Here is a 25,030-nt window from a genome sequence, read left to right as displayed (position 1 = left end):
GTCCCCCCCCCCCCCCCCCCCCCCCCCCCCCCCCCCCCCCCCTCCCCCCCCCCCCCCCCTCCCTCCCCCCCCCCCCCCCCCCCCCCCCCCCCCCCCTGCCCCCCCCCCCCCCCCCCCCGGTTCCGGCGCTGACGGCCGGGACCCCTGACCGCTCGCCCCCGGCGCCCGGCACGGGTCTCCTCACGCCGAGCGAGGGTCAGCCGGCCTGCCCGGAGGAAGCGACTTCTTTGAGGTCGACGATGTCGTCGGCAGCAGGCTTGTCGGGGTTCACGGCCTTGCCGTAGTCGCTGAACGTCGCCGAGTTCGGGCTCTTCCCGCCGCGGCTGGTGGTCCGCAGGATGTACGGCTTGCCCTCTGTGGCCACGAACAGGCTGAGCGTCTCACCGTCCGCCGACTTCTTGGTCAGCTCGATGGCCTCCTGGCCGTTCACGGTCGTCGTGGATCCCTTCTTCAGCCCCTTGCGCTCGGACTTGTCCTCGTCCATCGACGCCACCAGCCCCTGCTTGTCGCACAGGCCCTGCGTCATGGAGTCGTCGGCGGGGGCCTTCACCCACTTGTCGCTCACCTTCGGGACGATCTGGTCGCCCTTGGGTTGGTCCTTGAGGGCCGTCTTCCAGTACGCCTCGTTGCCCCGCAGGTACAACGTGGCGTTCAGGTGGCGCACCTCGGCCGTCGTCCCGGCCGTCTTCACCGTGCCCTCGCAGTTCTTGCGCTGGTCCACGGAGAGGTCCACCTCGAGTGCCGCCCCGTCGGGCTGCTGAACATTGCCCTTCACGTGCATCGAGTCAGCCTGTTCGGTCGCCTTCACCGCTTCGGCTGCGATCTTGTCAGCGCTCTTGCCCTCGAACGGCTGACCCTCAGCGTCGGACTCACTTCCGCACCCGGCCAGGACCAACACCGTAGCTCCCGCTAAGACGGCCACCGCCGACGTCCTGTTGCCCATCAAGTTCCCTCCCATTAACCACAGTTGTGCCCTTGCGCACCCACGGCCTCAACGGCCGTGGATCACCCCGAATACCCAGCGGATCCACCAACTCACAGGAACAAGACATTCCTCTTGGAACCTGCCGTTGTGGAGCCGACCTGCGGAGCCGGAGGCGCCAGAGGAGAGCGGGTCCGCGCTGGATGGAGCTGGTGGACCGGCACGGTGGCACGCATCACGGGTACTTCCTGCCGGCGGAAGGCGCCGACGACAAGGCGCTGGCCCTGTTCAGCTTCCCCAGCCTCGCCGCATACGAGGAGTACCGAACTCTGTTCGGCAAGGACGCGGAGTTCATCGAGGCTGACCGGATCCGGGACGAGAGCCGGTGTGTACTGCGCTACGAGCGCACCTTCATGCGTCCCCTGCTGCCCGGCTCCGCTCCACCGACCCCCTGAAGCGAGCCCTGGGGGAGCGTCACGTTCCCGTTCAGGGGGCTGATCGCCTCACCATCCGTGGGTGTGGGTGCCTCCCTTGAACGGGCCTCTGACCTCGGGTGTGATCCAGCCCCCGTAGAAGTCGCCTTCCTGCGCCTGCACCGTGTAACCGTCGACCGAGGCGTGGTCGACTCGCCCGACATGGAACGCGAGGTGGTCGACGAGTGCGTCGTACGGCGGGCGGGGGGCCGGATAGCTCCAGGCCGCGAGGGCCCGTATGTCGGAGCCGATCACGATGTCCCAGTAGTCGGCCGTGCCCTTCCACTCGCACAGCGTATGGCGGGAGGCGGCTCGCAGGAGGTCCATGCGGACGTCTTCCTGGGGCAGGTAGAAGACCGGTGGGTGGCTGGTCTCCAGAACCTTGAGGGCTCGGGTCGTGTCGGCGACGACCTCCGTGCCGGACTTGACGACGATGCGGCGTGTGTCGCGGAGAAGGGCAGGAGGCCGTGGGTAGTCCCACACGGACTCGATCGCTGACGTCTCGCTTCGCGGCATGGCAGTGGTCCTCTCGACGGGAGTGAGGGGCGCTGTCTATTCTGCGGAAACGTCCTCTTTGGATGAGGTTGGCCCAAAAGTCCTACGCCTGTGCCCACGCGGATTCGGCCGGCGCCGACCGCTTCCCTTGCTGTCCGGGTCCGCTCCGGAACGCTGCGTGGCTCACCCGGTCTGCGGTGCGCCTCCGCAAGGGGCCGGGCGACTGCTACGCGGGGCACTGCCGCGAGGGGCCCCTCGCCCTGAGATCAGGGGCTCATCGACCAGGCGGCACTGGATCACGAGCGGTGCGCCTGGTCTTCGGCATGCGGGGACGGCGGAGTGTTCCCGTCTCGCCCTCGGCCTGCGGCGACGGCGGACTGGCCCCGGTCGGCGATAAGAGCGATGTCAGCGGATGCGGTGGGTCTCCCAGAAGGGGCCGAGGTCCTCGGCCGTCGTGCTTTGGGCGGCCTTCTTGAAGTCGTCGGTGGTGGAGACGCCGTACCAGTGGTCCTGGGCGTATCGCCTGAGCAGCCGTGCCATGGTGTCGGCGCCGAGAGTGCGCTCCAGGTCGGCGAGGGCACAGGAACCGGCCGTGTAGACGAGGTGGTACTCGCCTCGGTGCTGCGTCCAGTAGGCCATCGACCCGGTCAGCCGCGTGCTGTCGTCGGGCCAGTAGACGTCCGACCAGCAGTCCCGGGTCTCCCAGCCGTAGAAGCGGGCGTTGGCGTACTGGGCGAAGCTCTCGTCCAGCCACGGCGAGGCGTACTCGTCGTTGCCGATGATGCCGTACCACCACTGGTGCGCCACCTCGTGGACGACGGCGCCGCCCTCCTCGGTGGTGCCGACGAGGACCAGGCCGGGGTACTCCATGCCCCCGCCGAACCCAGGTGTCATCACGACGTCGAGCTCGCCGTACGGATACCGGCCGAACTCGCGGCCGAACCGGTCGACCGCGGCAACGGCCTCCGCGCGGTTGAGACGCACGCCCGCAGCAGGCGTGTCCGGCGCCCAGTACGACTTCACGCGCACGCCCCCGGGCGTGGTCTCCGTCGCCGTACGGAAGGGGCCCGCCGCCCACGCGAAGTCCCGCATCCGGTGCGCGACGCCGAGCGTGACCGTACGGCCGGCAGCGCCGGGGAAACTCCGAGTGCGGCCGGTCGCAGGCACCTTCAGGCTCGACGGGTGGTCCAGGCGGACCCGGTAGTCGCCGGTGAGGGAGTAGAAGCTCTCGCCGAGGGCCACGTACGGGTCGAGATGCCACCCTTGTGCGTCGTGCACGGCGAGGACCGGCAGCGCGTTGCCGAGGAAGCGGTAGGCGCCCTCGCGGCCGAAGCGGGCGTTGCGGTCGGGCACCGTGACGGACACGTCGAAGGCGACCGACGTCCGCTTGCCCCGCCCAAGCGGCTCGGGCAGGGCTATCCGCAGGGCCGTGCACCCCACGGTGAGAGCGGTCGGTGTGCCACCGCTCACGTTCGACACGGTGACGGGTGCGGGGACGCCGGGCCCTCCGCACGCGTCCTCGCCATTGCCCCACAGGCGCAGGTACACCTCGCGCAGGGGCCGGGCGGAGGCGTTCCGGAACGACACGCGCTGCCGCCCGGCCCAGTGACTGCCGTCGACGTCCGAGCGCAGGTGCACGTCGTAGCGGGCGCGATCGGGTGTCGCAGTGTCGTCCCCGGACGCGGCCGCCCCTGCATCGCCGGCACCGGTGCCGCTCGCCCCGAGCAGGATGAGCAGCGCGACGAACAGGCGACGTACGGACGCGAAGGACCGGGCGGACGACCGGGCGGGCGGCCTGGCGAATGACGTCGACATGCCAACCGATGGTGCCACAACCCGCCTTGCGGCAAACCGAGTTGAGCCATTCCTTGACGCGGGGCGAGCCCCCGGGTATCCCCGGTGAGTGAACGGTCGGCCGCCGTGGCAGGGGCGCCCTCACGCCATGCCGGCCGTCAATGCGTCCTCCACCAGGAAGGCTGCGAGAGCGGCGAAGGTGACTCCGGCGAACAGGTTCACCGTCAGGGCTGTGCGGCGGCCCCGTACCAACCCCTGTCCCAGGCGGCCGGCGCACAGGCCCACCGTGCTGTCCCAGACGAACCCCATCCCCAGGAAGATCATTCCCAGAGTGAGCAGCTGGAGCCAGAGGTGGCCGTGCTCCGGGCTGGTGAACCGCGGCAGGAACGCGGCGAAGAACAGCACGATCTTCGGGTTGAGGAGATTCGTGAGGACGGCCCGACGCAGGACCTGACGGTCGGGTGGTGCCTCGGGAGTCGCCGTCGGCGCTTTCCCGGCGGACCGGATCGTGGTCACCGCCAGCCATCCGAGGTAGAGGCCGCCGACCACTTCCACCAGCGTCAGCGCGACGGGTGTCGAACGCAGCAGGACGGCGAGGCCGAGCGCGGCGGCCGTCACATGCACGATCATGCCCAGGGCCATGCCCGCGGCGGAGAGCAGTCCGGCTCGCGGGCCGCGTTCCAGAGCGACGGCGACGATGTACGCCGCGTCGGGCCCTGGAACGACGGTGATGATCGCGACCGCTGCCAGGTAGGCCGGCAGGAGAGTGGGGTCGAGCATGCTGTCCTCCCGCGTTCAGTCGTAACGCGCTCTGGCATGTCAATACGTTACGCGCTCACGGTGGGGGCTGCAACGCGTAAATCGTCAGTAACGCGTTACGCTGAGAGGTATGGCAGTAACGCTCACGGAGGTCTCCCCGCAGGCGGTGACGGAGCTCGTCAACGGTTGGGGCACGTTGCCGCGCCAGGAGGACGGCAGGGGAGACGCCCCTCACCGGCCTGTTTCGGAAATCCTGCCGGGCCTCGACCTGCCTACGCCCGTGAGCGCCGCGCTGACTCCGGAGATGCTCGCAGACGCGGCGGACCGGCTGCACGCGGTGTTCTCCGCTCAGGACGCCGAGGCCTGCGCGCAAGATCTGTCGCGTCTGTTGTCGGACCTCGGTGTCCGTCCCGTCATGGAGAGCGACGCCGCCGGCGCACTGCGTGCCGCATGGAGCGTCGCCGACATCGACGACGCCCTGGTCGCGGCAGCCGCCGTCACTCTGCGCCAGTACCTCGCCGACCATGGTTTCGCGCGCATCGGCATCTGCACCGGTGGCCACTGCGCCGACGTCTACATCGACCAGTCGCCCGGCGGCCGGCGGCGCTTCTGCTCGGTGACGTGTCAGAACCGGACACGCGTGGCGGCATTCCGCGCCCGTCGGGCGGGTACCTCCGGCTGACCGTGCCACCGACTGACGTCGAGTCCGGGCAGCCGCGCAGTTGCTCGACAGCGGCACCGATGGCGCGCCCCGAAACGCCTGTATTCACCCTCGTCGGCGTGGAGACCGCCGGCCGCACGGACCCGGTAAGGTGGCGATCTTCGGCCGGCGAGAGCCGTACGGAGTCCTCGAAGGCCGGGCACATCATGCAGCCGACCGATCATCCCGCACGCCGCCGTCTCCGCGCCGCCCTGGACGGCCTCGCCCTCACCTTCCGCGGCATGACCGCACATCCGGACGAAGCCAACTGCACCTGCCACTGGGGTAGTTCGGAGGAGCTCGCCCTGCTCAAGACGCCGGACGTGGAAGTGGAGCCGGACCTCCTGCGCCGTACCTGGCAGGCCATCGACTGGACCTGGCACCCCCGCATGCTGCGCCGTATCCTGCCGCAGTTCGCCGAGGCGCTGGTTTCAGGGCGCGTGACACCCCTGGTCGGCCTCGAAGAGGCCGGGGACTGCTTCGCCCGCGGCCGATGGCAGCAGTGGCCGGACGATCAGGCCCGCGCCGTACGTGAGTTCCTGCATGCCTGGTGGGTGCAGAGCCTCACGGACCCGGATGCGGTTGTGCCCGTGCACCAGGTCTTCGCGATGTGCGCCGAAGCGTCCGGAACGCTCGCTCCTTGGCTCACTGAATGGGAGAAGCAGACCGGCTGCCTCAGCGACGGCCGTCTCGCCGAGGCGGCGGCGGAATGGGAGTACGAACTCCTCGGAGGCGGCCTGCCGTGGAGAGTGGACTGGCACGAGCACGACGAGGAGGAAATGCGCGCCGATCTGGTGGCCTGGCTCCTCGGCCACGCTGCGGTGCGGCTCCGCACATCGGGTGCGTCCCAGGATCTCCAGCACCGGATACGGCTGCTCGGTCTCACCGGAGAGGACCGGTGGACGGATCCCCACTGGCCCGGCCACCGATACTGACGACCGTCGTGCGTACCTTCCTGGAGCCGCTGGAGTGTTCCCTCGCGCGGTTCCTCGCAAAGGGTGGGTCGGGGTACCTGCACGTGCGGTCCACCCAGCTTCACTTTGACAGCTGCTACAACTCGGCTCCTGCGCAAGCCAGATCAGCGCTCGGCTCACTCAGCGGGCGCCGCGAGCGACGAGTGGGGCTGCGGATCGCAGTCCCAGCACTGGAGCCTCTGGCACTCCCGGTTCGGCGACGTACCGCGCTACGCCACCTCCAGCACCGTCGACATTGCCACTCAAGCCCGGGAACGGGCACAGGAGATGGCGGCGGAGAGCGCATCCGGCATCCCTCTCGACCTGGTGGCGCTGCTCACCCCGCTGCCTGCGGACGGCGGTCCGGTGCCGGGCGAGATCATCGAACATCAGGCGCACGCGGTCGGCCACGCCGCGATCCTCCTCGCGGACCGTGGCGTCCTGCTCGCCGGCGACATGCTCTCCGACGTCCTGATCCCGCTTTCCGACTTCCGCCAGAACGATCAGGCGAGGGCCTGCGGGGCCGCGCTCGATCGGCTGAGTGAGGCCACCGCGCACGTGGATGTCCTGATCCCCGGCCATGGCGCCGTCGCCGAAGGGCCCGAGGTGGCGGCACGTCTCACCGCCGATCCTGCGTACGTCCGCGCACTCCGGAGTGGGACGGAACCGGTCGACGCGCGCCTGGGGCCGCACGCGGAGTGGCTTGTCGACGTCCACCGCTCCGACCTGGAACAGGCCCGAGGACGGCAGGGCACGGAGAGTGCGTCGCCAGGTGCGAGCAGCCCCGAAGCGAGCGGACCGAACAGCCAGGCCCAACGGATGGGTCCGGCAAGGAAGCGGCGACGAGGGCAGGATTCGAACCTACGTCCACCCGGGATCAGAGCCGGGCGCTCCTCCGCAGAGCTTCCTCGTCGCCACGTGGATCATGACCGTCGCCACCACTACGCGCAACCGAATTCCCGAAGGTCCTCGGGCCCCGTCACAACCACTCGTCCGCCGCGGCTCGCTTGCCCTTGCCGGAGAAGACCCCGGCTGACCGGAGGGCGCTGGCCATGAGGGGGTCCGCAACGGCGACACCGTGGACGAGTTCAGGTGTCCGGCGGAAGGCGACAGCCTCCGCTGTCGGCCTGGGCGCGGTCCAAGCGCCGGCGACCGGGTCCACTCGATGTCGGGCGCAGACTGCTTCGACGAGTGAGCGTGGGCATGGTCGTTCGCCCCGCAGGACTTCCCAGGGCAACGGCAGTTCTGCCCAGACGTAGGTGTCCGGGTGCAGCCCGCCGCCGCTCATACGGTGCCAGTACGCCACGTCGGCGGCCATCAGGCGGGGCACTTTCCCAGGGCAGAAGTGATCCAGGATCTCGTCCTCGCCGAGTTCACTCAGGATCGCGAACCAGTGGGCTCGCGCCGTGTTCCACGCCTGTGCGGCCTGGTTCCACGTCGATGAGTCGTCGCCGCGGCGCACGATCATCGTCTCGCGCTCCAGCGGGTGCCGGTTCCAGGCGTCCTCCAACTGCTCCGCGACGTGGCGCAGGAAGCTGTTCCACCGGACCAGCAGGTGAGTGAGGTCCTTGTCCGACACCGCCGCCAGCACCTCCGACGTGGGATGCACATACGCGACCGCCGTCCAGCAGGTCCGCTCGGGATGCGCGCGCAAGCGCTGGAACAGTGCCTCTGCGACCTCGTCGTAGACCTGACGCTGACGGCCGTTGGTGAAGACGCTGCGCATGTGGCCCCGCGCTGTGATGTAGGCGATGAAGGCAGCCGTGTCCGAGTCCGTGGCGAAGAGCGCGTACGGCAGTTCGTGCGCGAATGCTCCCTTGCCCGTCAGGGTCACCTCGCGGCGGCGCTGCTCGTGGATCAGCCGCGCCAGTTTGGCCTCCATGCGGCGCAGGAGTCGGAAGCGCTTGTTGTACTGCCTCTTGGAGACCTCGCCGAGGCCGGCCGCCGCTCGCTCGGCCCGGTCGAGACGGTCCCTGCCGAAGTCGTTCTGCCCGTAGGCGCGGCCTATGGACTCACCCGCACGCCGGATGACTGCTTCGATCTGCTCCGGGTCGTCTCCCGCGGCATCCGGGAGTTCCGGCAAGTCCGTGAACAGGTCCGCCGCACGCGACAGTTGGCGCTGTGCGCCGACCGGGCGGGCGAATTCCTCCCGCATGGAGGTGTAGCCGTGCCACAGATTGCGCAGCGAGTGTTCGGCGGCCTTGGCGAGTGCCGCCTCCGTGGCCTGGTCGAGCTCGGTGCCCTGGGCGGCATACAAATCCTGGATGAGCCTGGCCATGTCCTCCGGCCGCTTGCGCAGGGTGAGGGAGGCGTGCAGTTCGCGGAGGAGATCCGCGACCGTGGGCGACAGCATTGGCTCACCTTGCCATCCCCCGGCTCGGTGCCCAACTGGATTTCCGGGGCAGCTACGGTGGACCAATTCCACAGTGACGATGGCGGTACGGTCGATGCGGCGCCGGCGAGACGACCCCGGCCTTGGCGGTGCCGACGAGGCCGGCCAGGCTGCGGCGCCCGACAACGGCCGTCATCGCCCGGACGGCCCCTGTACTCGGACAACTCGTCGGGCGCGGGGGTGTTCGACCAATCCTGGTACAGCCGGTGCACCGACCGGTAAGCCGAGGACGCCCGATTGCCGGGGAACGCCTGAGTCAGGGCCTCGACTGCCTTTACCCCGCAGGCCGAGCACCTTCCGGACCTCTTCGCGACGAAAAGAAGCCGATATGCCGTCACCTGGCGCTGAGGAATGCCACAGAGCGTCGCCTTGTCCGCCAGGGCGTGCTCCAGGGCAGGATCACCTGTCGCCCGGCATGCGGCAAAGCCCGTCGGGGCGAACCCGGACGTGAATCTGAAGGATCGGAGACGGTGACCAAGCTGCGGCGTAGCCACCACACGCGCACGTGGCCTGATCACCGTGAAGTCGAAGAGCCGGCCACTGGTCGGCTCAGATGATGCCCAGTCGCCGTGCCTCACGCATCCACGACGGGAACTCGGAGAGCAGCCGGTCGTACAGTTCCGCATCCGGTACGCCGCCCATGTCGTCGACGGCGAAGAACCCCACGTTGTCGACGCGCCGGCCCGGCAGGGTGTCGAACCGTTCCAGTACGCCGTAGTCGGAGCGCCCCAGCCCGACGAACTGCCAGAAGACCGGCTCGTCCGCCGCCTGGCGCAGCTCGTTCTCGATTTCCCTGTTTCGGTAGACGCCGCCGTCGGAGAAGAAGAGCACCAGTGTGGGGGCCGCCGCCGGATGCTCACGGACGTACGCGCGCACCTCGGCGATCACCTTCTGCTCCTCGTTCTGGATCCCGACCGCGCGCATGTCCACCTGGCCCGGCAGGAGTCCCTTCCGGGGCTTCTTGCGCCGGAACAGTGTCAGTTCGCCGACCCGGACGTGTTGCCGCAGCCACTCCGGCAGGTCACCCAGAGCGAGGTCCGGCAGTCGGGCCGGGTTCGACGCGAAGGTCCACGCCTGCATCTCACCGTCGTCGTCGAGCTGTGCGGCCACCGCGGCCATCCGCTCCACCACGTCGGCCACGACGCCCTTCGAGTAGAGGAACGACATCGACCCTGAGGCGTCCAGGACCAGGATGACGCGTGCGGTCACCCCCTCCGCCCCGTGCTTGCGCAGGCTGACGGCCACCTGTTCCTTGCGCAGGGAGAGCCGCTTGCGCATGTCCACCGGCAACTGCTCTTCACCCTTGACCAGGCGTGGGGATGAGGAGGCGGCCGTAGCGGGGGTCACTGGGGGCCGGGGCGGGGAGGGAGGGGCGGACTGCGGGGGAGCGCCTGCGTACGGGGACGTCCCGGGCAGTGGAGGGGCGGGCGGCGTTGCCGGTGCGGGCCGCGCCGTGGGTGCCGTCGGGGTGTCGGGCGAGGGCGGGTTTGTGGGCGTGGCCATCGGTGGAGCAGTCGCCGCGGACGCGGTGCCGGCCGGCTCCTCGTCCACGCTGATCCCGAAGTCGGTGGCCAAGCCCGCGAGTCCGGACGCGTACCCCTGCCCGACCGCCCGGAACTTCCACTGACCGGCCCGCCTGTAGAGCTCTCCGCCGATGAAGGCCGTCTCGGTCGTCGCCTCCATCTCGAACAGGGCCAGCTGTCCACCCGTCCCGGCGTCGAACAGCCGCAGTCTCAGACCGGACAACTGGCCGAAGGTGCCCCCATCCGCGGAGGCGCCGATCACGACCCGCTCGATCTCCGGCTCCAGGTCCTTCAGATCGACCCCGACCGTGTCGGTCGTACCGCCACCGTCCCGGCGCTTTCCCAGATGGCGTACGGCACCCGAGGCGTGCCTGGGCTGGTTGTAGAAGACGAAGTCCCCGTCGTTCCTCACCCGCCCGTCGGCACGGAGCAGCAACGCCGAGGCATCGGCGTCCGGCGCACCGGGCCCCCCGGACCAGCCGAGCTCGACCTGCACCACCTCGGCGGCGACGGGAAGGTTGCCGCCCTTGCTCATCGATGTCGCTGTCATGCGCCCAGTCTGCCCACAGAAGCCGGCGCGGGGGGCGTCCGGTAGCCGACAACACGCTCACGAGCCCGGACGCAGGACGCGCGGCACAGCCCGGGCCCTGAACGGAAGGTGCCCGAGCGTGACTGAGTACGATCACCTACGCCGTCCTGAGTACGCGAGCGGTCGCCTGCCACGCGCGGCAAGGGAAGGGTGGACACATGCGCCGACTGCTGCTGCTCGCGCCCCTGTTGCTTGCCACCGTCGGCTGCGGGCTGGCCCAGTCCTCCGAGGACGAGGCGACGGACGCCGCCCGAGAGGTGGCCGGGAAGGCGGGCGAGCGGCTCTACAGCCAGCGCCCCCGCACGGCAGAGGAGGTCGGGCGCTCCGCCTCCGGCATCGACGGGGTGGAGGTGCTGCGGGTGACGGGTACCTCGACCCACGAGGGGGACGGCATCGACGTGGTCGTGCGCACGTCCGGCTCGGCGTACGACGGAAGGTTCGACCCCCAGGAGGTCGTCGTGCGGCGCTGCTTCGCGGTGCGGGTGTCGCCCAAGTCGGAGTGGCGGGAGAAACCCCGCGACGTCGACTGCCCGCATGGTCGTCCGATGACGTTCGCCCCACCCCCTGAGCCGCCCCGACTGCCGTACGAGAAGCTCCGCGCGGAACTGCCCCGGGTGCCGGAAGACGGCCGGGTGGACGAGGCCGAAGTGCGGCGCGGCCTTGCCTCCCTGGACCTGGATCCGGCGATCCGAACCGAGATCAAGGCGGACGACGGACGGGTCGGCGTCGTCCTGTCGGTGCAAGGCAATGGCTTCGACGCGCAGGACTGCCTGCTGGGCCGAGTGAGCCCGGGGGCCACCGAGGTGTGGGTGCCGTCCCGGATCCAGCGAATGCCCGGAGAGGGCGGCTGCTCGGTCGCCAACGCCCTGGACCCACAACCACCCCCGCACTGAGCGGGATGCCCGGCTCCCTCGGGCTGCCGGTCCCGTGTGCCCCAGCAGGACCGGCAGCGGGGTCCGGCGCCTGCTGCGATGAACTCGCTCGCGACGCAATCCAGTTGGAGGCGGGCAAGGCACCCCGAGCGGCAGGACGGGTCGTCTCGCGGGATGCGGCCGCGGGCGTCAGGCCGCCGGGAATCGGGCCGACGAAGGCCAGTCGGCCGGTCGTTACAGCGCGGACCTCCTCCAGGACGCATCGACAGGACCGTTCGCCGAGTGCACAGCAGGTCGGACCCGGCGTCGAGCCCCGTCCGAGGTCCTCGAGTACGTTCTGGGCTACCATCGCGTCGGCCGTGGTCGTCGTGACCGGAGAGGGAACCATGGGGCGAAGGCTGGTCGGCACGGTGACCGGTCTGCTCGTGTTGTTCCTCGGCAGCCTCGCTTTCAACGCCGCCTCCGGGCAGGGCCATTGGCCGGGACCCCTGGACTCCGTGCGCGTCCACCCATGGCTCGTGCTGCTCCTCCTGGTCCCGCTCGCCTGCGTCGAACTGTGGCTGCGGCCGCGCGGCGAGCAGCCACCCAGCCCTGCCTCACCCGCGACGTACCGGCTGCCACCGCGCAACACCCACTTCACCGGCCGCGACGCCGCTCTGCGGGAGCTGCGGCGGCGTCTCACGGAGTCGGGCGACGTCGCGGTCCAGGCCGTGCACGGCCTGGGTGGCGTGGGCAAGACGCAGCTCGCGGTCGAGTACGCGTACCGCAACTTGTCGAAGTACAGGTTCGTCGCTTTCATCGACGCCGAGGACCCCGACCTCGTGGCATCCCAGTTCGCCCAACTCGCCCGGCACCTGGGGTTGGTGGAGGTCGGAGCGGAACAGGTCATCCCTGGCGTGTACGGCAGGCTGGGCGACCGCAGGCCGTGGCTGATCATCTTCGACAACGGGGAGAAGCCCGGCACGCTCGTGCACGCGCTGCCGTCGGGGGAGCCAGCGAGGAACGGTCACGTCATCGTCACGACAAGGATCAGCGGATGGTCCGGCCGGGCCGGTGTGATGGACCTGGAGGTCTTCACCCGCCCGGAGTCGGTGGAGCTGCTGACGGGACGGGTGCCCGGCGCGACGGCGCAGACGGCAGAGATGATCGCTGAGCAACTGGGGGACCTGCCCCTTGCGTTGGAGCAGGCAGCCGGTTACATGGACTACAACCAGACGGCACCCGAGGACTATCTGGCCCTCCTGACGTCGCGGCTGGAGGACATGATCGCGCAGGGTGAGCTGACCGATCGCCCTGCGGTGGTCGTCGCGACTCTGTGGCAGCTCAGCGTGAACCGACTGGAGACGCAGCAGCCGGAAGCGGTTCGGCTCCTGGAGCTGTGCGCTCTCCTGGCCCCCGAGCCGATTCCGCTGGAGCTGTTCACCGCCCGTCCGCAGACGCTGATCCCGACAGCGGCGGACCCACTGGCCTGGGACACGACGGTCGGCACCCTGGCCGGCCTCGGACTCGCACGGCGCGAAGAGTCCTCCCTCGTCCTGCACCGGCTGGTCCAGGCGGCGATCCGGGCCGCGATGCCGGACGATGTACGCGCACATGCCCGGGCCCGGCTCTGCCGCGCGCTGCTGGAGGCCGTACCGCAGGACATCCACCGTGCCCCCGACGCCTGGCCGCGCTGGCTCAAGCTGCTTCCGCACGTACTGGCCGTGACCAAGGACGACCCTCCGGCCGAATGCGCCGCGGAGACCGCCCTGTTGCTGCGGCTGGCCTCGGAGTTCCTCCTGGAGATCGGCGACCGTGCGGTGGCGCTCCCACTCTGCGAACGTGCCCTCGCCCTCGACGAGGCCCTGCAGGGCCGGGACGCGGAGATCGGGTTCGACCTGATCGCCCTGGCGCAGATCCAGCGGGACCTCGGTGCGTTCGAGACGGCACGCGCGCTGGCCGAGCGGGCGCTGCGCGTGCACGAAGCCTGCCTGCCGGCGACCAGCCCGGCCGTCGCGACAGACCTCGCCACCCTCGCGCGGACGCTGTGCCTGATGGGCGAACACGAGGCGGCGTTGCCTCTCGCCGCACGGGCGTTGAGCATCGACGAGGCAGCATACGGACCGCATGACCCCTATGTGAGCTTCGATCTCATCGCACTGGCCACCGTGCACCTTGAGCTCGGCGACGCAGCCTCGGCGCTTCCGCTGTTGTCGCGGGGGCTGCGGATCCGCGAGGACCTCTATGCTCCGGACCACCTGTACATCGGGTACGCCCTGCTCCTCAAGGCCCGGACTCTGCACGCCTTGGACGATTCCTCGGCAGCGGACGTCGCACGCCGGGGTGCGCACATCCTGCGCACCCAGCTGGGCAGGAGGCACCCCAAAACCACCGACGCGTACGCGCTGGTCGACCGGCTGGAACGGTGACCCGAGCCCGATCCGATGCCGTCCGGACGATCACGATGACGATCACGGTCGTGGGCGGTCCGGCATGATACCCGGGTGAGCATCATCGTCGAATTCTTCGCGGCTCCGGATGACGCGTCCGCGGCTCTGGTTCTCCAGACGGGGCCGCGGCGCGCATTCGAGTCGCTCTCTTTCGGCAATTTCGATGTCGAGGAGGCCGTGGTCGAGTGGGAGTGCCTTCTCGTCGGCGGCAGCTTCGACGAGCTCATCGACGCCGGTGAGCCTCGTCTCGTCGCCGGCCAGGACGATGACGGGTGCGTCGTCCTCGCGCTGTCGCCACGCCTCTCCTCGGCACTGGCCGAGGCCGAGCGGACGGCCTTGGAAGACGCCGCAGCCGCGTGGTCGGTGCAGCGCGCGGAGGACGGCGAGGTCATGGACGAGGTGATCGCCGCCACGATGCTGACCGACCTGGCTGCTCTCGTGCGCAGCGCCCACCGCCGGGGCCAAAGTGTCTACTGCTGGGTTGCATAGGTGTTCACGATCATGGCCGCATGACGACGCAACCCGGTCCGGCGGCGCAGGGGCAGGTGGTAGGGGGTGCGCACGCCTCACGGCGGGCCGCTCACCGCATGCCGACCCTGACGTGGAGGCTGAGCCGCGTCGGCCGGAGACCGTGGCCCGACGGAGCTACGGTTCTCGCATGACCGACGAATCCTTGCGTTCCGTGACCGTGAAGCGCAGCAGCACAGGCCACTACGTCGCGACGAACGCGCGCGGCGGCACGATCGCCTTCGGTAGCGCGACCGACCCCCACGACGACACCGAGTTCACGCCCGTGGAGCTGCTGCTGGCCGCGATCGGTGGTTGCACGGCGGTGGATGTGGACGCTGCCACCAGTCGCCACGCCGAACCGGATGTGTTCGACGTCTCCGTGTCCGGCCACAAGATCAGTGACGAGCTCGGCAATCGGCTCACCGATCTCCATGTCGGCTTCCGTGTGTCCTTTCCTGACGGGGAGGGGGCCGAACGTGCCCGGACGATTGTGCCCAGGGCGGCGAAGACCTCTCACGACCGGTTGTGCACGGTGAGCCGGACGGTGGAAGTCGGCACGCCCGTCACGACGACGGTCGAGGACGACTGAGGCTGCTCCCGCGCGACATGCCTGCGTGCTCGCGTGCGGCGTGTGACCTGCGCCGTGTCCGTTCGGTGAGAGCCCCCGTGTCCTGGAGGCAGGCATCGGCATGTCCCGGAGGGGCCGACACGTCCCTCGGGTCGTCTCAGCCGAACCGCAGGACGCGAGGCGCGAAAGTGCCCTCGGGTCCGGCGGCGCGACCGACCGACCACACGGTGGCCGTACCCGGCACCGGCGCCAGCCGCAGCACCGAGGAGTCGCCTTCCCCGGCCACCGCGGGCTCGCTGTACTCGGTGAACGACTCTCCGTTCCAGGCGAGGAAGTCGGGCCCGGGGACGAGCGGCGGATTACTGCCCGGCGGACCCCACTTCTGCGAGCAGGCGACGGACACCCAGGTGGGCCCGCCGGACGTGCCGGGCGCCAGCGAGCTGATCGAGCCGAAGTCGGTGGGCAGGGCCACCCTGCTCCAGCTCTGCCCGTCCCAGCGGACCAGCAGCGGCGGAATCGGCCGGCCCGGCGGACCGCCGACGAAGCCGGCGGTGCCCCCCGCCCACACCTCTGTGGGCGAGACCGCCAGAACACTGGTCACCGTCGACCGCGGGAACGCGTCCACGGTCGTCTGCTGCCACGTCTGCCCGTTCCAGTGCGACACGGCCGCGCCCGAGTCCGCGGCGCCCGCAGCCCACGCGTCGTCGGCCGCGAGGATGTGCAGGCCGTACACCGATCCCGGCGGCACGGGCACGTCCCGCCAGCCGCGCCCGTCCCAGCGCAGCAATACCTGGGTGCCGTCCCGCGAACCGACCAGCCAGGTCTCACCGCCGCCCGCCGCGACTTCGGTCAGGGCGACACCGCGCGGCGGCCGGCTCTCGTACCAGTCGTTGCCGTCGAAGCGGAGCAGGCGGGAGCCGCCCGCCGAGTCCCGGCCCACCGACCAGACCGCGGTCGGCGAGGTCGCCGCGACGGACAGGAGCTCACCCTGCCACCTGATCCGGGGCAGAGCCTGGCGCTGCCATGCCGTTCCGTCCCAGCGCAGCACCAGCGGGAAGCCCGGCGCTTCGCGACCGACGGCATCGGCCCCCACGGCCCACGCCTGGTCCGGCGCGAAGGCCACCGCTTCATTGAGCCCGGCCTGGGGGCGGACCTGCGCCGGGACGGGAACGTGTTGCCAGGACAGGGTGTCAGCCGCAGCCGACGGCATGACGGTCATGGCGGCGGCGAGGGCCGCGATCACAAGTCGGCGCGCCATGTCAGCCTCCCAGCCGCTCGCTCATCAGGTTCGGTTTCGAGCGGTAGATCTCGACGGTCCCGAAGGACAGCAGAGAGGAGCCGGCCACGGTCAGCGCCCGCGGTCGGACGTCGATCGCGTTGGGGCGCTCCGGGCCGTAGGAGAAGGTCGTGCGCGAGCCGTCGACACGGACGTACTTCGACTGGAAGGCGCGGTCGCTGCGCATCGGCAGCCACAGCGCGCCGTCCGGTCCGCGCACCATGGCTTCCGTGTAGGTGTCGCCCAGCGGCGGGTGGGTGGTGCGCCAGGCGCGCCCGTTGCCGGTCATGAGGTAGGTGCGGGAGACACCGTCGGTGTACTGGCTGCCGCCGATCGTGATGCGGCCCGACGGTTCGAGCATGATCGTGTGCACGTTGCTGTTCGGGGGCAGAGGTACTTCGGCGTCCCGCCACGCCGTGCCGTCCCAGCGCAGGATGCTGGTCCCGGTGTCGGTGTCCGCCCAGGCCCAGACGTCGGAGGCGGTCCGCGCGGTGATCCCCATCAGGTACAGCACTCCGTAGGGAGTGGCTTGTGAGGTCCAGCCCGTACCGTCGTAGTGCAACACCTTGAGCCCGGTCTCGTCCTCGCCGACCACCCAGGCCGCACCGGGTGCCGCCGTGAAGTCCTGGTAGGTCCACAGCGTTTGCGGCAGTGGGACGGTACTCCAGCCCCCGGGCGACCGGCGCAGGACCTCTCCTGCCCCGTCGCGGTTGTGGAGGATCCACATTTCCTCGCCGACGAACTGCACCTTGCCGAGCCAGCCCTGCGCATCAGCGCCGGGAAAGGTGGTGTCCCGGCTCCACGCTGCGCCGTCCCACCGGTACAACATCGGCCGCAGTCCATCGGCTGCTTGTTCGTAGCCGGTCGCCCACGCCTCGCTCGGCCCGCGGGCGGCCAGGTCGGACACCGTCACCGGCGCGACAGCCGCCGGCACCGGCAAAGCCGACCATCGCGGCGTCACGGCGACGGCCGGCGCCACCGCCGCGGCACCCGCGATCACAAGGCAGACGAGGAGCGCACGGAGACGGTTCATGGGACCCCCAGAACGCGAAGGCGGCATACGCTAACGGCGCCTGCCCGCCCGCGACCAGACGGCATCCGGCCGATAACGGAACGTGCTGGAACCCGCCCGGAAGCCGAAAACCCAAAGGGTTCGTTCTGCTCGCCGCGCCGGTCCGCGCCGGTCCGCGCTGGTCCGACGGCAGGCCGGTCGCGTCCCTCGTCCCAGGGTCAGTAGACTCGACGGCTGTGGCGGATACCCAGTACGAAGACCTCTTGCGGCTTGCACTCACCTCCGGAACGGCCAAAGCCGACCGGACGGGCACCGGGACCCGGAGCATTTTCGGGCACCAACTACGGTATGACCTGTCGCAGGGATTCCCGCTGGTCACCACCAAGAAGGTGCACCTGAGGTCCATCGTGTACGAGCTGCTGTGGTTTCTGCGGGGCGACTCGAACGTCGGCTGGCTGCAGAAGAACGGCGTCACCATCTGGGACGAGTGGGCCGATGCCTACGGCGATCTCGGCCCGGTCTACGGCGCCCAGTGGCGCTCCTGGCCCACGCCGGACGGCGAGCACATCGACCAGATCAGCGACGTACTCGACACGCTGCGCTCCGACCCTGACTCCCGCCGGATGATCGTCTCCGCCTGGAACGTCGCCGAACTGCCGAAGATGGCACTCGCACCGTGCCACGCCTTCTTCCAGTTCTACGTCGCCGACGGCAAGCTCTCCTGCCAGCTGTACCAGCGCAGCGCCGACCTCTTTCTCGGGGTTCCGTTCAACATCGCGAGCTACGCCCTGCTCACGCACATGGTGGCGCAGCAGGTCGGCCTCGAGCCGGGTGACTTCATCTGGACCGGCGGCGACTGCCACATCTACGACAACCATGTCGAGCAGGTGACCGAGCAGCTCTCGCGCACCCCGTTCGCGTTTCCCCGGCTGCGCTTGCGTCAAGCCGACTCGCTGTTCGACTACGCGTACGCCGACGTGGAGGTCCTCGGATACGAGCACCACCCGGCCATCAAAGCCCCGGTCGCCGTATGAACGTCGGACTGATCTGGGCGCAGACCTTCGATGGCGTGATCGGCGCGGGCAACACCATTCCGTGGCGTCTGCCCGAGGACATGGCGCACTTCAAGGCGACCACCCTCGGGCATCCCGTGGTGATGGGGCGCAAGACCTGGGACTCGTTGCCCCCACGGTTTCGCCCACTGACCGGCAGGCGCAACATCGTGGTGACCCGCGACCCGAACTGGGCGGCCGAGGGCGCGGAGCGGGCCGGCTCCATCGCCGAGGCTCTGGCACTCGCCGCCGAGAGGTCGGAGGGCACCGCCCCCGCCGCGGCATGGGTGATCGGCGGCGGTGAAATCTACCGCGCTGCGCTGGGCCACGCCACGACACTCTCGGTGACCGAGGTCGACGCGACCGTGGAAGGCGACACATACGCTCCGACACCAGGCCCGGTATGGCAGGTGGCCGAGGACAAGGGCTGGCAGACCTCGACGTCCGGACTGCGCTACCGCATCCGCACATACACCCGGTGACGTCCGATACTTCGGACACACGGGCCTCCGTCTGTCTCCCGACGGCAGAACCCTGCAAGGCCGGCCGCTCTCCGGAGGCGCCGGCGGCATCGAACCGGGGATGGTGCCGACCTTGCGGGGGTGGCACTCTGATGAGGTGATCATCAGAGTGAGCGAGGCGCGGGTACGTCCCGAACGGTTCGAGGCATTTCGCGACATGATCGTCTCCGCGGTGCGTGAGTTTCCGAGCCGGCATCCGGGGCTGGTCGACCACGAGGTGCTCCTGGCGCCGCCCGACTCGCTGCTGTACGTCAGCCGCTGGCGCAGCGAGCAGGACCTGGCCGGCTACGCAGGCGAGCACTGGCGTGATCAGCCGGTGGTTCTGCCGGGTGAGGAGGAGTACCTTGCTGCACCACTTCAGGTGCGGCACTACACGTCGGCCCCGTTGACCTGACGTGGGCGGGGGAGGGCCCGCGGCGCTTGGGGGCGCTCATCTTCCCTTCTCCCACGGGGAATTGAGCGACAGGAGCCCCTGCTACGGTGGGCCGATGTCAACGATCAAGAAGTTCCAAGTCACCTTCGACTGCGCACAGCCTCGGCGCGTCGCTCTGTTCTGGTGTGAGGTGCTGGGATACGTTGCGCCCTCTCCGCCGGAAGGCTTCGCCACTTGGGACGACTTCGACCTCTCGCTGCCGCCGGAGGATCGGGATTCATGGTTCGCGTGCAGCGACCCCACCGGTGAGGGGCCGCGCCTGTACTTCCAGCGCGTTCCCGAGGGCAAGGTCGTGAAGAACCGCCTGCATCTCGACGTGCGAGCCGGAACCGGACTCGTGGGTGAAGAGCGACTGGCCACGCTTGAGGCCGAATGCGCGCGGCTGGTCGCACTTGGAGCCGTACGCGTGCGACTCCTGCCTGCCGATGACGAGAACGAATCCGTCATCGTGATGCAGGACGTCGAGGGCAACGAGTTCTGTCTCGACTGAGCACCATCCAACGGCGCACCGCGTGTGACTGCCCGCACCGTACCGGCGCCCAATTGTCCCGGCTTGCCGGCAATTTCACTTCGACCATCGTGCGATAGGTTGCCGACCATGACTGGACTCGGACCCGTGGCCTGGCCACCTGCACCGATACAGACCCGACGTCTCGTGCTCCGCGAGTCCGAGGCCCGGGATCGTGCGGCATTCATCGAACTGTTCGCATCGCCGGAGGTACGCACCTACCTCGGCGGCCCGCGACCGCGCGACGAACTCGAGCGCGCCGTGCCCGAGGTTCCGGGACGACGGCCTGGGCTCTTCGTGATCGCGCTCGACGGAGCAATGATCGGCACGGTTACGCTCGATCGACGCGGTACCGATCGGCCCGGGCACCTCAGCACGGGTGGCGGGGAGGTTGAACTCGGCTACCTGCTCCTGCCGGAGGCATGGGGACACGGCTACGCCGTGGAGGCCTGCGCAGCGGCGCTCGACTGGTTCACCGAGGCGCTTCCCGGCGAGCCCGTGGTTCTCTGTACCCAGACGGCCAACAGCCGATCCAAGAGCCTCGCGACCAAGCTGGGCTTCATCGAGGCCGCACGGTTCGAGGAGTTCGGCGCTGAGCAGTGGTTCGGGGTGTGGACCGCGGCCTCACCGTCCCGCTGAGCCCGGCGCCTGCCCCGCAGCAACGGCGTAGGGGCGTATCACCGTCCGCACCTTGCTGCGGGCAGGCAGAGTTGCCGAGGCGCCATCGAGGTCACACCATGGTCCAAGCAGGCACCGAGCTGCTGGGCAGAACCGCCAACGTCCCCCAGGACGGAGGATGAAGGCGGTCGGCCGCGATTGTTGCTGTCGGCGGCCGGCGGTCACGAGGCGGGGCAGATGCTGGTGAGGGCTATTTGCAGCCTGGTGGCTGTTGCTTGGTCGGTGTGAAGTACAACGTGGGCAGTCCGGCCGCGTCGAAGGTGGCAGTGCCGGGGTCGATGAGGGTCATGTAGCCGGCCACTGTCTCGCCTTGCTGAGCGGCGGGTTCACCCTTCACCTGCCCGGTGGTGGGGTAGACAGCATCAAGCGTCCACCAACGTCCGCCGAATTCGATCCACTTGATGCCGCAGTGGGTGTAGATGTCGTACGGATAGGGCTTCCGCTCCTTGGGGTTGGCCGGCCCCTTCTCCAGCACCTCGCTCTCGGCTCTGCGGGCTGGCAGGGTGGCCTCGGAGTTCGCCTCGCTGGAGGGGTCGGACGTGATCGAACAGCCGGAGAGCAGCAGTCCCGCACTCAGGAGCAGGACGGCGGCTGGGCGCGATGTCTTCATGCACCTGAGACGCCGGAGGCGGGCGTTGCGTTCGATTGGCCGCGGGCAGGGAAGCAGACGCTGGTCGCGTCTCCGCGGGAGGCGGTGGGGCCGGGCGACGGGATCTACCGGGTTGATGCGACCTGCGCGAGATGGTTGAGGCGGTCGGTGAGGTCGTGGTGCTCGCGGGTGAGCTGCTCGACGTGGTGGCGTAGCTGCGCGATCTCGTGCTGCAGGTGACGGACTGTAGACGTTGCCCGTTCCTGTGACTGAGTGAGAGTGGTGCCGGGCGCGCTCATGTCGGCTGGCGCGATGGCGGATTGCCCCAGAGGGGCGTCCAGGCTGGAAGCGTTGCGGACGTCGTCGGATTCATGGACGGTACGGGCGCCCGTGCGCGGGGCGTGATCGTGTGCCGCGTCGCCCGCGGTGTCTGTGTCGTACCCGTGGTCGGTACTGGTGCGGTGCTCGGCATGGAAGCCGGGGGTGGTGTTGAGAATGCTTTGAATGCGGGTGTGGAGGGCGGGGCTGGGCTGTATGCCGAGTTGATGGTGGAGGTGCTGTTGGGCGCGGTGGTACTGGGTATGGGCTTCGGCTGTACGTCCGGAGTGGTGGAGGGCCGTGATGAGGAGCACGTGGAGGTGTTCCCGTAAGGGGTGCTGGTGGGTGAGTTGCTGGAGTTCGGCGGTGATGTCGTGAGCGTCACCCATGGAGAGGTGGACCGTGTAGAGGGTTTCGAAGGCCGTGAGGCGCGCCTCGTCGAGGAGTTGGGCTTCCGTGGTGTTGATGGCGCCGGTGCCGGTGCCCTCCAGGGCCGGGCCACGCCACAGACTGAGGGCCTCGCGCAGGAGGGTGATGGCCTTGGCGGGGTGAGCGGTGGCGAGGGCACGGCCTCGGGCGGCGAGTTGGTGAAAGTGCTGGGCGTCCGTGGGGGTGTTGCCTGTGTGGAGGCTGTATCCGAGGGGTCGGGTGATGAGGTGCGGCTGGGAGGGAGTGCGGCCGGCGTGGGGCGCGGGGTGCACGAGACGCCGGAGCCGAGCGATGTGGGCTTGGAGGGCGTTGGTGGCACAGGCAGGTGGACGTTCCCCCCACAGTTCGTCGATGAGGCGGTCGATGGAGATGACCTGACCGGCTTGTGCCGTGAGGGCACCGAGGAGGGCGCGTTGTTTGGCCCCGGCGGGCTCGATGCGCTGACCCGTGTGGTGATCGTGGATCTGGACCGGGCCCAGGATCCTGAACGTGATGCCGTCTGTGCTCTGTGAAGGGTGATACGTGGGCTGTGTGTGGTCCATGGCCGGTGTTCCCCCGAAAATCCGCCGGATTTTCTTCCCTTGGTTCGCGGACGATAGTCGTCGTGGTCGCCGCGACGGGGTTTCACCAGTGGGGGACCGGCGGGAGTGCGGGGTTTCTTGAGGGTGTTTCATGCGGGTCGTCCCCCGGCGGGTCCCACCTGCCCATGGTTTGACTCCGGCGTGAAGAGGGTCCGCACGGTCTGTCGGTACGCGCCGGAGGGGCACGGTCGGACGCCGCCCTTGGGGGCATTCGCGCAGTTCGGAACTCTCGGCTCGCGTTCGGAGTGAGGCCGGGCGCACGCCAACGGAAGATCGGCATCGGCGGACCCGAACACGCGTCGAGCGGATCGAGACCACAGGTGCCGACCGCGATGATTCCTTTGCGTGGTGCGGCTGTCCGGGGAGGCTGGCCGCAGGGCTGGCCGGTGAGCTACGTTGAACGCGATGACTACCGGGACGGCACTGCGCCACGCACGGATTGGCGACCCGGCGCTCCCCTGAGCGCCGTACGGGCCACTGCCGGCCCGCCCTTCCATCGAGGAGCCGGCGCTGAAGCGCGGGCTCCACCTCCTGCCGTGTTGATCACTGGCCAACACGTCAATGACGACAGGAGATTCCATGCCCACCAAATTGGTGCACATTCCCACCGCGGCCGGCCGGGCCGACGCCTTCGCCGCCATCCCCGAGGGCGTCGAGCGGCACCCGGGCGTGCTGATGTACCCGGACGGCTTCGGTATCCGGCCCGTGCTCAAGGAGATGGCCCGCGAACTGGCGGGTCACGGGTACTACGTACTGGTCCCCAACATTTTCTATCGGCATGGCCCCGCACCGGTGATCGAACTCCCTGAGTACATCGGTGAAGAGGCTCGTCCCCAGGTCTTCGACCAGCTGATGCCGCTGATCGAGGCGCACACCGCCGAACGCACCCTGAGCGACGCAGAGTCCTACCTCACGTTCCTCGACGCGCAGCCCGAGGTCTGCTCAGGACCGGTCGCGGTGACCGGCTATTGCATCGGGGGCCTCCTGGCGCTGCGCACCGCCGTGGCCCATCCCGGCCAGGTGGCAGCTCTGGCCGGATTCCACGCTCCCGTGGGCGCCGACGGACCCGACGGCTTCTCCAGGCTGACGGCCCGGGTCCACTTCGGTCATGCCGAAGGCGACCTGACGCCGGAGGCCCTCGTCGAGTTCAACCGCTCCCTGGACGCCGCGGGTGTCGGATACACCTCCGAGATCTATCCCGGCACCCTCCACGGCTTCACCATGGCGGACACCGACGCCTTCAACCCCGATGCAGTGCAGCGTCATTGGGAACGCCTGCTGACTCTCCTGGCCAGTCCCTCGACCGACAACTGAGGAACCGGCTCGGAAACCGCACCTGGCGTACGCGGCTCCGGAGTGCAGTGGCGTGCGAAGCGGAGTGAGGAAGAGATCCTCGGCCGGCCCGATCAAGCGCCGATGGGCGGCGCCCGGGGTGGCGGGGAACGCAATCCCGGTGGAGCCTGCCATGAGGCGATGTCCGTTGCCGGGCGTGGCGACACCATCGCCGGCTCCAACGAGCCCCTTGGGCCTGTCCGGCGGATTGTGCCGGACAGGCCCTGCTCGCCAGGGGTACGCGCTCAACGCTTGAGCGTGAAGGTGAAGTCGCCGGATACCTTGCCACTCAGCCGAGCTGCCGAAACGAGATTTCCCGCCCTGAGCAGTCTCTCGACCTCCGCCCGTGAAAGACCGCAGCCCTCGGCGATCAGGCGCACCGGCCGAACGGGGATCCGCGCGGCGAAGCGGACAGTGACGTCGAGCAGGTCGCGGTCCCGGTGATCCGATCCGCCGGTGTCGAGCCGCCAGGCGTTCTTCCAGTCCAGAGCGATGCGGTTGCGATGCAGCACGAGCGGGTCCAGGAGCAGCTCGGCTGTCAGGGCAGGGTCGTTTTCGTGCAGCCCGTCCAGCAACTCAGGTTGTATGGAACCTACGTTCATCCGCTCCAGGACCGTGAGCTTTGCAGTGACCCCGCAGTTGGTGCAGAGGATCAGGAGCCAGACGTCGATGAGTTTGTGGTGTGCGTTGACGCGGAATTTTCCGCTCGCCCGGAATTGGTCCGACGAGCATGCGTGGCAAGCGCGACGAACGAGCGGCAGGCAGGTGGGCACGACCACCCAGGTATTGAGCACAGAAATACACCGATTTCAGTGAGAAGTCCGCAGCAAAAGGCGGCGCGGCGCACATGTGCGGCGCGCGACAGATCAGCTCTCGGGAGGTCTCACACGGTGTACAACGGCACGTCCTTTCCTGGAGGACTCGGTTCGGCAGGACGGTAGTGGCCCGCAGCGACACCGGTCCATCGGTTTTCCGACGCCCCAGAGGCCGGCTCAACACGGCCTGCGGCAAACCGCGTTGAAGCCCGAGTTCGAGCCACGCCAAGCCCGGCTCGGGTGGTGTGAGCGCGACGACGGTGCCGCGCCGGACAACTGCCCCGGTGCCTTGTCTCGGCACTACGCCCGACGGGTGGGTGAGCCCGTTGGCCGTTCGCGGTCAGCGTGGGTGTGCGCTGTCAGGGGTGTGTCAGGGGTGGTGTGTTCAGGGTTGGTGGAGGGGGACTTGAGGGTTTCTGGGTGGTGGGTCGGTGGAGGATACGGTGCCCCTCGTTGGCGGGTTATGGGGGGTGGGTGTTTGTTCGAGGAGGGGCCAGTATCGGGGGC

The 25,030-nt window shown here is 69.4% G+C and carries 25 protein-coding genes and 1 tRNA gene; 13 read left to right on the top strand and 13 right to left on the bottom strand.

Annotated elements, in window-relative coordinates; genetic code table 11:
• Nucleotides 1–196: 196 nt before the first annotated feature.
• A complete protein-coding gene (locus ACZ4NT_RS32545) occupies nucleotides 197–781 on the bottom strand; it encodes a hypothetical protein (RefSeq protein ID WP_467728633.1) in 585 nt (194 codons plus the stop codon).
• A 344-nt stretch (nucleotides 782–1,125) separates the two neighbouring features.
• On the opposite strand from ACZ4NT_RS32545, the gene ACZ4NT_RS32540 reads away from it, so the two are divergent.
• Nucleotides 1,126–1,377: an NIPSNAP family protein gene (locus tag ACZ4NT_RS32540; protein ID WP_121408856.1), complete on the top strand. Its 252-nt coding sequence runs from the start codon at nucleotides 1,126–1,128 to the stop codon at nucleotides 1,375–1,377.
• A 48-nt stretch (nucleotides 1,378–1,425) separates the two neighbouring features.
• Here ACZ4NT_RS32540 and ACZ4NT_RS32535 read toward each other — a convergent pair whose 3' ends face one another.
• From ACZ4NT_RS32535 to ACZ4NT_RS32525, 3 genes are all read right to left on the bottom strand, one after another.
• Nucleotides 1,426–1,911: a DUF427 domain-containing protein gene (locus ACZ4NT_RS32535; RefSeq protein WP_467728632.1), complete on the bottom strand. Its 486-nt coding sequence runs from the start codon at nucleotides 1,909–1,911 to the stop codon at nucleotides 1,426–1,428.
• 384 nt (nucleotides 1,912–2,295) lie between these two features.
• The gene (locus tag ACZ4NT_RS32530; protein ID WP_467728631.1) at nucleotides 2,296–3,705 is read right to left on the bottom strand and encodes a M1 family metallopeptidase; all 1,410 of its coding nucleotides are present in this window, start codon (nucleotides 3,703–3,705) and stop codon (nucleotides 2,296–2,298) included.
• A gap of 120 nt (nucleotides 3,706–3,825) precedes the next feature.
• A complete protein-coding gene (locus ACZ4NT_RS32525) occupies nucleotides 3,826–4,464 on the bottom strand; it encodes a LysE family translocator (protein WP_467728630.1) in 639 nt (212 codons plus the stop codon).
• A gap of 109 nt (nucleotides 4,465–4,573) precedes the next feature.
• On the opposite strand from ACZ4NT_RS32525, the gene ACZ4NT_RS32520 reads away from it, so the two are divergent.
• Complete coding sequence (locus tag ACZ4NT_RS32520; RefSeq protein ID WP_467728629.1) at nucleotides 4,574–5,125, top strand: CGNR zinc finger domain-containing protein; 552 nt, start codon at nucleotides 4,574–4,576, stop codon at nucleotides 5,123–5,125.
• Nucleotides 5,126–5,310: 185 nt separating this feature from the next.
• Nucleotides 5,311–6,078, top strand: coding sequence for a hypothetical protein (locus tag ACZ4NT_RS32515; protein WP_121408851.1), 768 nt, complete (start codon nucleotides 5,311–5,313; stop codon nucleotides 6,076–6,078).
• Between the two features lie 159 nt (nucleotides 6,079–6,237).
• Here ACZ4NT_RS32515 and ACZ4NT_RS32510 read toward each other — a convergent pair whose 3' ends face one another.
• From ACZ4NT_RS32510 to ACZ4NT_RS32495, 4 genes are all read right to left on the bottom strand, one after another.
• Nucleotides 6,238–6,813 carry a hypothetical protein gene (locus ACZ4NT_RS32510; RefSeq protein WP_467728628.1) on the bottom strand — a complete coding sequence of 192 codons (576 nt, stop codon included), beginning with the start codon at nucleotides 6,811–6,813 and terminating at the stop codon, nucleotides 6,238–6,240.
• Between the two features lie 123 nt (nucleotides 6,814–6,936).
• Nucleotides 6,937–7,009 (bottom strand) — tRNA-Gln (locus ACZ4NT_RS32505).
• Nucleotides 7,010–7,075: 66 nt separating this feature from the next.
• Nucleotides 7,076–8,449, bottom strand: a complete 1,374-nt coding sequence (locus ACZ4NT_RS32500) for a hypothetical protein (RefSeq protein ID WP_121408850.1) — start codon at nucleotides 8,447–8,449, stop codon at nucleotides 7,076–7,078.
• Nucleotides 8,450–9,037: 588 nt separating this feature from the next.
• A complete protein-coding gene (locus ACZ4NT_RS32495; RefSeq protein ID WP_467728627.1) occupies nucleotides 9,038–10,561 on the bottom strand; it encodes a VWA domain-containing protein in 1,524 nt (507 codons plus the stop codon).
• Nucleotides 10,562–10,758: 197 nt separating this feature from the next.
• Between ACZ4NT_RS32495 and ACZ4NT_RS32490 the strand changes: the two genes are divergently transcribed.
• The 4 genes from ACZ4NT_RS32490 to ACZ4NT_RS32475 all read left to right on the top strand — a co-directional run bounded on the left by ACZ4NT_RS32490 (nucleotide 10,759) and on the right by ACZ4NT_RS32475 (nucleotide 15,000).
• A complete protein-coding gene (locus ACZ4NT_RS32490) occupies nucleotides 10,759–11,493 on the top strand; it encodes a translation initiation factor IF-2 (protein WP_467728626.1) in 735 nt (244 codons plus the stop codon).
• Nucleotides 11,494–11,858: 365 nt separating this feature from the next.
• Nucleotides 11,859–13,880 (top strand): FxSxx-COOH system tetratricopeptide repeat protein, encoded by a 2,022-nt coding sequence (gene fxsT, locus ACZ4NT_RS32485; protein WP_467728625.1) that lies wholly within the window; start codon nucleotides 11,859–11,861, stop codon nucleotides 13,878–13,880.
• 75 nt (nucleotides 13,881–13,955) lie between these two features.
• A complete protein-coding gene (locus ACZ4NT_RS32480) occupies nucleotides 13,956–14,390 on the top strand; it encodes a hypothetical protein (RefSeq protein ID WP_467728624.1) in 435 nt (144 codons plus the stop codon).
• A 169-nt stretch (nucleotides 14,391–14,559) separates the two neighbouring features.
• Nucleotides 14,560–15,000: an OsmC family protein gene (locus tag ACZ4NT_RS32475; protein ID WP_121408846.1), complete on the top strand. Its 441-nt coding sequence runs from the start codon at nucleotides 14,560–14,562 to the stop codon at nucleotides 14,998–15,000.
• Between the two features lie 136 nt (nucleotides 15,001–15,136).
• Here ACZ4NT_RS32475 and ACZ4NT_RS32470 read toward each other — a convergent pair whose 3' ends face one another.
• Together ACZ4NT_RS32470 and ACZ4NT_RS32465 are read right to left on the bottom strand one after the other, a co-directional pair.
• Nucleotides 15,137–16,237, bottom strand: coding sequence for a hypothetical protein (locus ACZ4NT_RS32470; protein WP_467728623.1), 1,101 nt, complete (start codon nucleotides 16,235–16,237; stop codon nucleotides 15,137–15,139).
• A 1-nt stretch (nucleotide 16,238) separates the two neighbouring features.
• Nucleotides 16,239–17,288, bottom strand: a complete 1,050-nt coding sequence (locus ACZ4NT_RS32465) for a hypothetical protein (RefSeq protein WP_467728622.1) — start codon at nucleotides 17,286–17,288, stop codon at nucleotides 16,239–16,241.
• Nucleotides 17,289–17,503: 215 nt separating this feature from the next.
• On the opposite strand from ACZ4NT_RS32465, the gene ACZ4NT_RS32460 reads away from it, so the two are divergent.
• The 5 genes from ACZ4NT_RS32460 (at nucleotide 17,504) to ACZ4NT_RS32440 (ending at nucleotide 20,420) form a co-directional block, all read left to right on the top strand.
• A complete protein-coding gene (locus ACZ4NT_RS32460; RefSeq protein ID WP_467728621.1) occupies nucleotides 17,504–18,301 on the top strand; it encodes a thymidylate synthase in 798 nt (265 codons plus the stop codon).
• Nucleotides 18,298–18,801 carry a dihydrofolate reductase gene (locus ACZ4NT_RS32455; protein ID WP_467728620.1) on the top strand — a complete coding sequence of 168 codons (504 nt, stop codon included), beginning with the start codon at nucleotides 18,298–18,300 and terminating at the stop codon, nucleotides 18,799–18,801. Before ACZ4NT_RS32460 ends, ACZ4NT_RS32455 begins: the two co-directional genes overlap by 4 nt.
• 136 nt (nucleotides 18,802–18,937) lie before the next feature.
• The gene (locus tag ACZ4NT_RS32450; protein ID WP_467728619.1) at nucleotides 18,938–19,234 is read left to right on the top strand and encodes a putative quinol monooxygenase; all 297 of its coding nucleotides are present in this window, start codon (nucleotides 18,938–18,940) and stop codon (nucleotides 19,232–19,234) included.
• A gap of 94 nt (nucleotides 19,235–19,328) precedes the next feature.
• Complete coding sequence (locus tag ACZ4NT_RS32445) at nucleotides 19,329–19,763, top strand: VOC family protein (protein WP_121408840.1); 435 nt, start codon at nucleotides 19,329–19,331, stop codon at nucleotides 19,761–19,763.
• 108 nt (nucleotides 19,764–19,871) lie between these two features.
• Complete coding sequence (locus tag ACZ4NT_RS32440) at nucleotides 19,872–20,420, top strand: GNAT family N-acetyltransferase (RefSeq protein ID WP_467728618.1); 549 nt, start codon at nucleotides 19,872–19,874, stop codon at nucleotides 20,418–20,420.
• A gap of 229 nt (nucleotides 20,421–20,649) precedes the next feature.
• Here ACZ4NT_RS32440 and ACZ4NT_RS32435 read toward each other — a convergent pair whose 3' ends face one another.
• Both ACZ4NT_RS32435 and ACZ4NT_RS32430 read right to left on the bottom strand, forming a co-directional pair.
• Nucleotides 20,650–21,069 carry a hypothetical protein gene (locus ACZ4NT_RS32435; protein WP_121408838.1) on the bottom strand — a complete coding sequence of 140 codons (420 nt, stop codon included), beginning with the start codon at nucleotides 21,067–21,069 and terminating at the stop codon, nucleotides 20,650–20,652.
• 104 nt (nucleotides 21,070–21,173) lie between these two features.
• Entirely contained in the window at nucleotides 21,174–22,337 is a 1,164-nt protein-coding gene (locus ACZ4NT_RS32430) for an AfsR/SARP family transcriptional regulator (RefSeq protein ID WP_467728617.1), read from the bottom strand.
• Between the two features lie 618 nt (nucleotides 22,338–22,955).
• Here ACZ4NT_RS32430 and ACZ4NT_RS32425 point away from each other — a divergent pair.
• Nucleotides 22,956–23,690: a dienelactone hydrolase family protein gene (locus ACZ4NT_RS32425; RefSeq protein ID WP_467728616.1), complete on the top strand. Its 735-nt coding sequence runs from the start codon at nucleotides 22,956–22,958 to the stop codon at nucleotides 23,688–23,690.
• Between the two features lie 263 nt (nucleotides 23,691–23,953).
• Here the strand turns inward: ACZ4NT_RS32425 and ACZ4NT_RS32420 are convergent, their stop codons facing one another.
• Nucleotides 23,954–24,502 (bottom strand): DUF1062 domain-containing protein, encoded by a 549-nt coding sequence (locus ACZ4NT_RS32420; protein ID WP_467728615.1) that lies wholly within the window; start codon nucleotides 24,500–24,502, stop codon nucleotides 23,954–23,956.
• Nucleotides 24,503–25,030: the final 528 nt, after the last annotated feature.

This window comes from Streptomyces sp. NPDC026417, from assembly GCF_055567695.1.
This window is presented reverse-complemented; position numbering and strand designations above follow the sequence as displayed.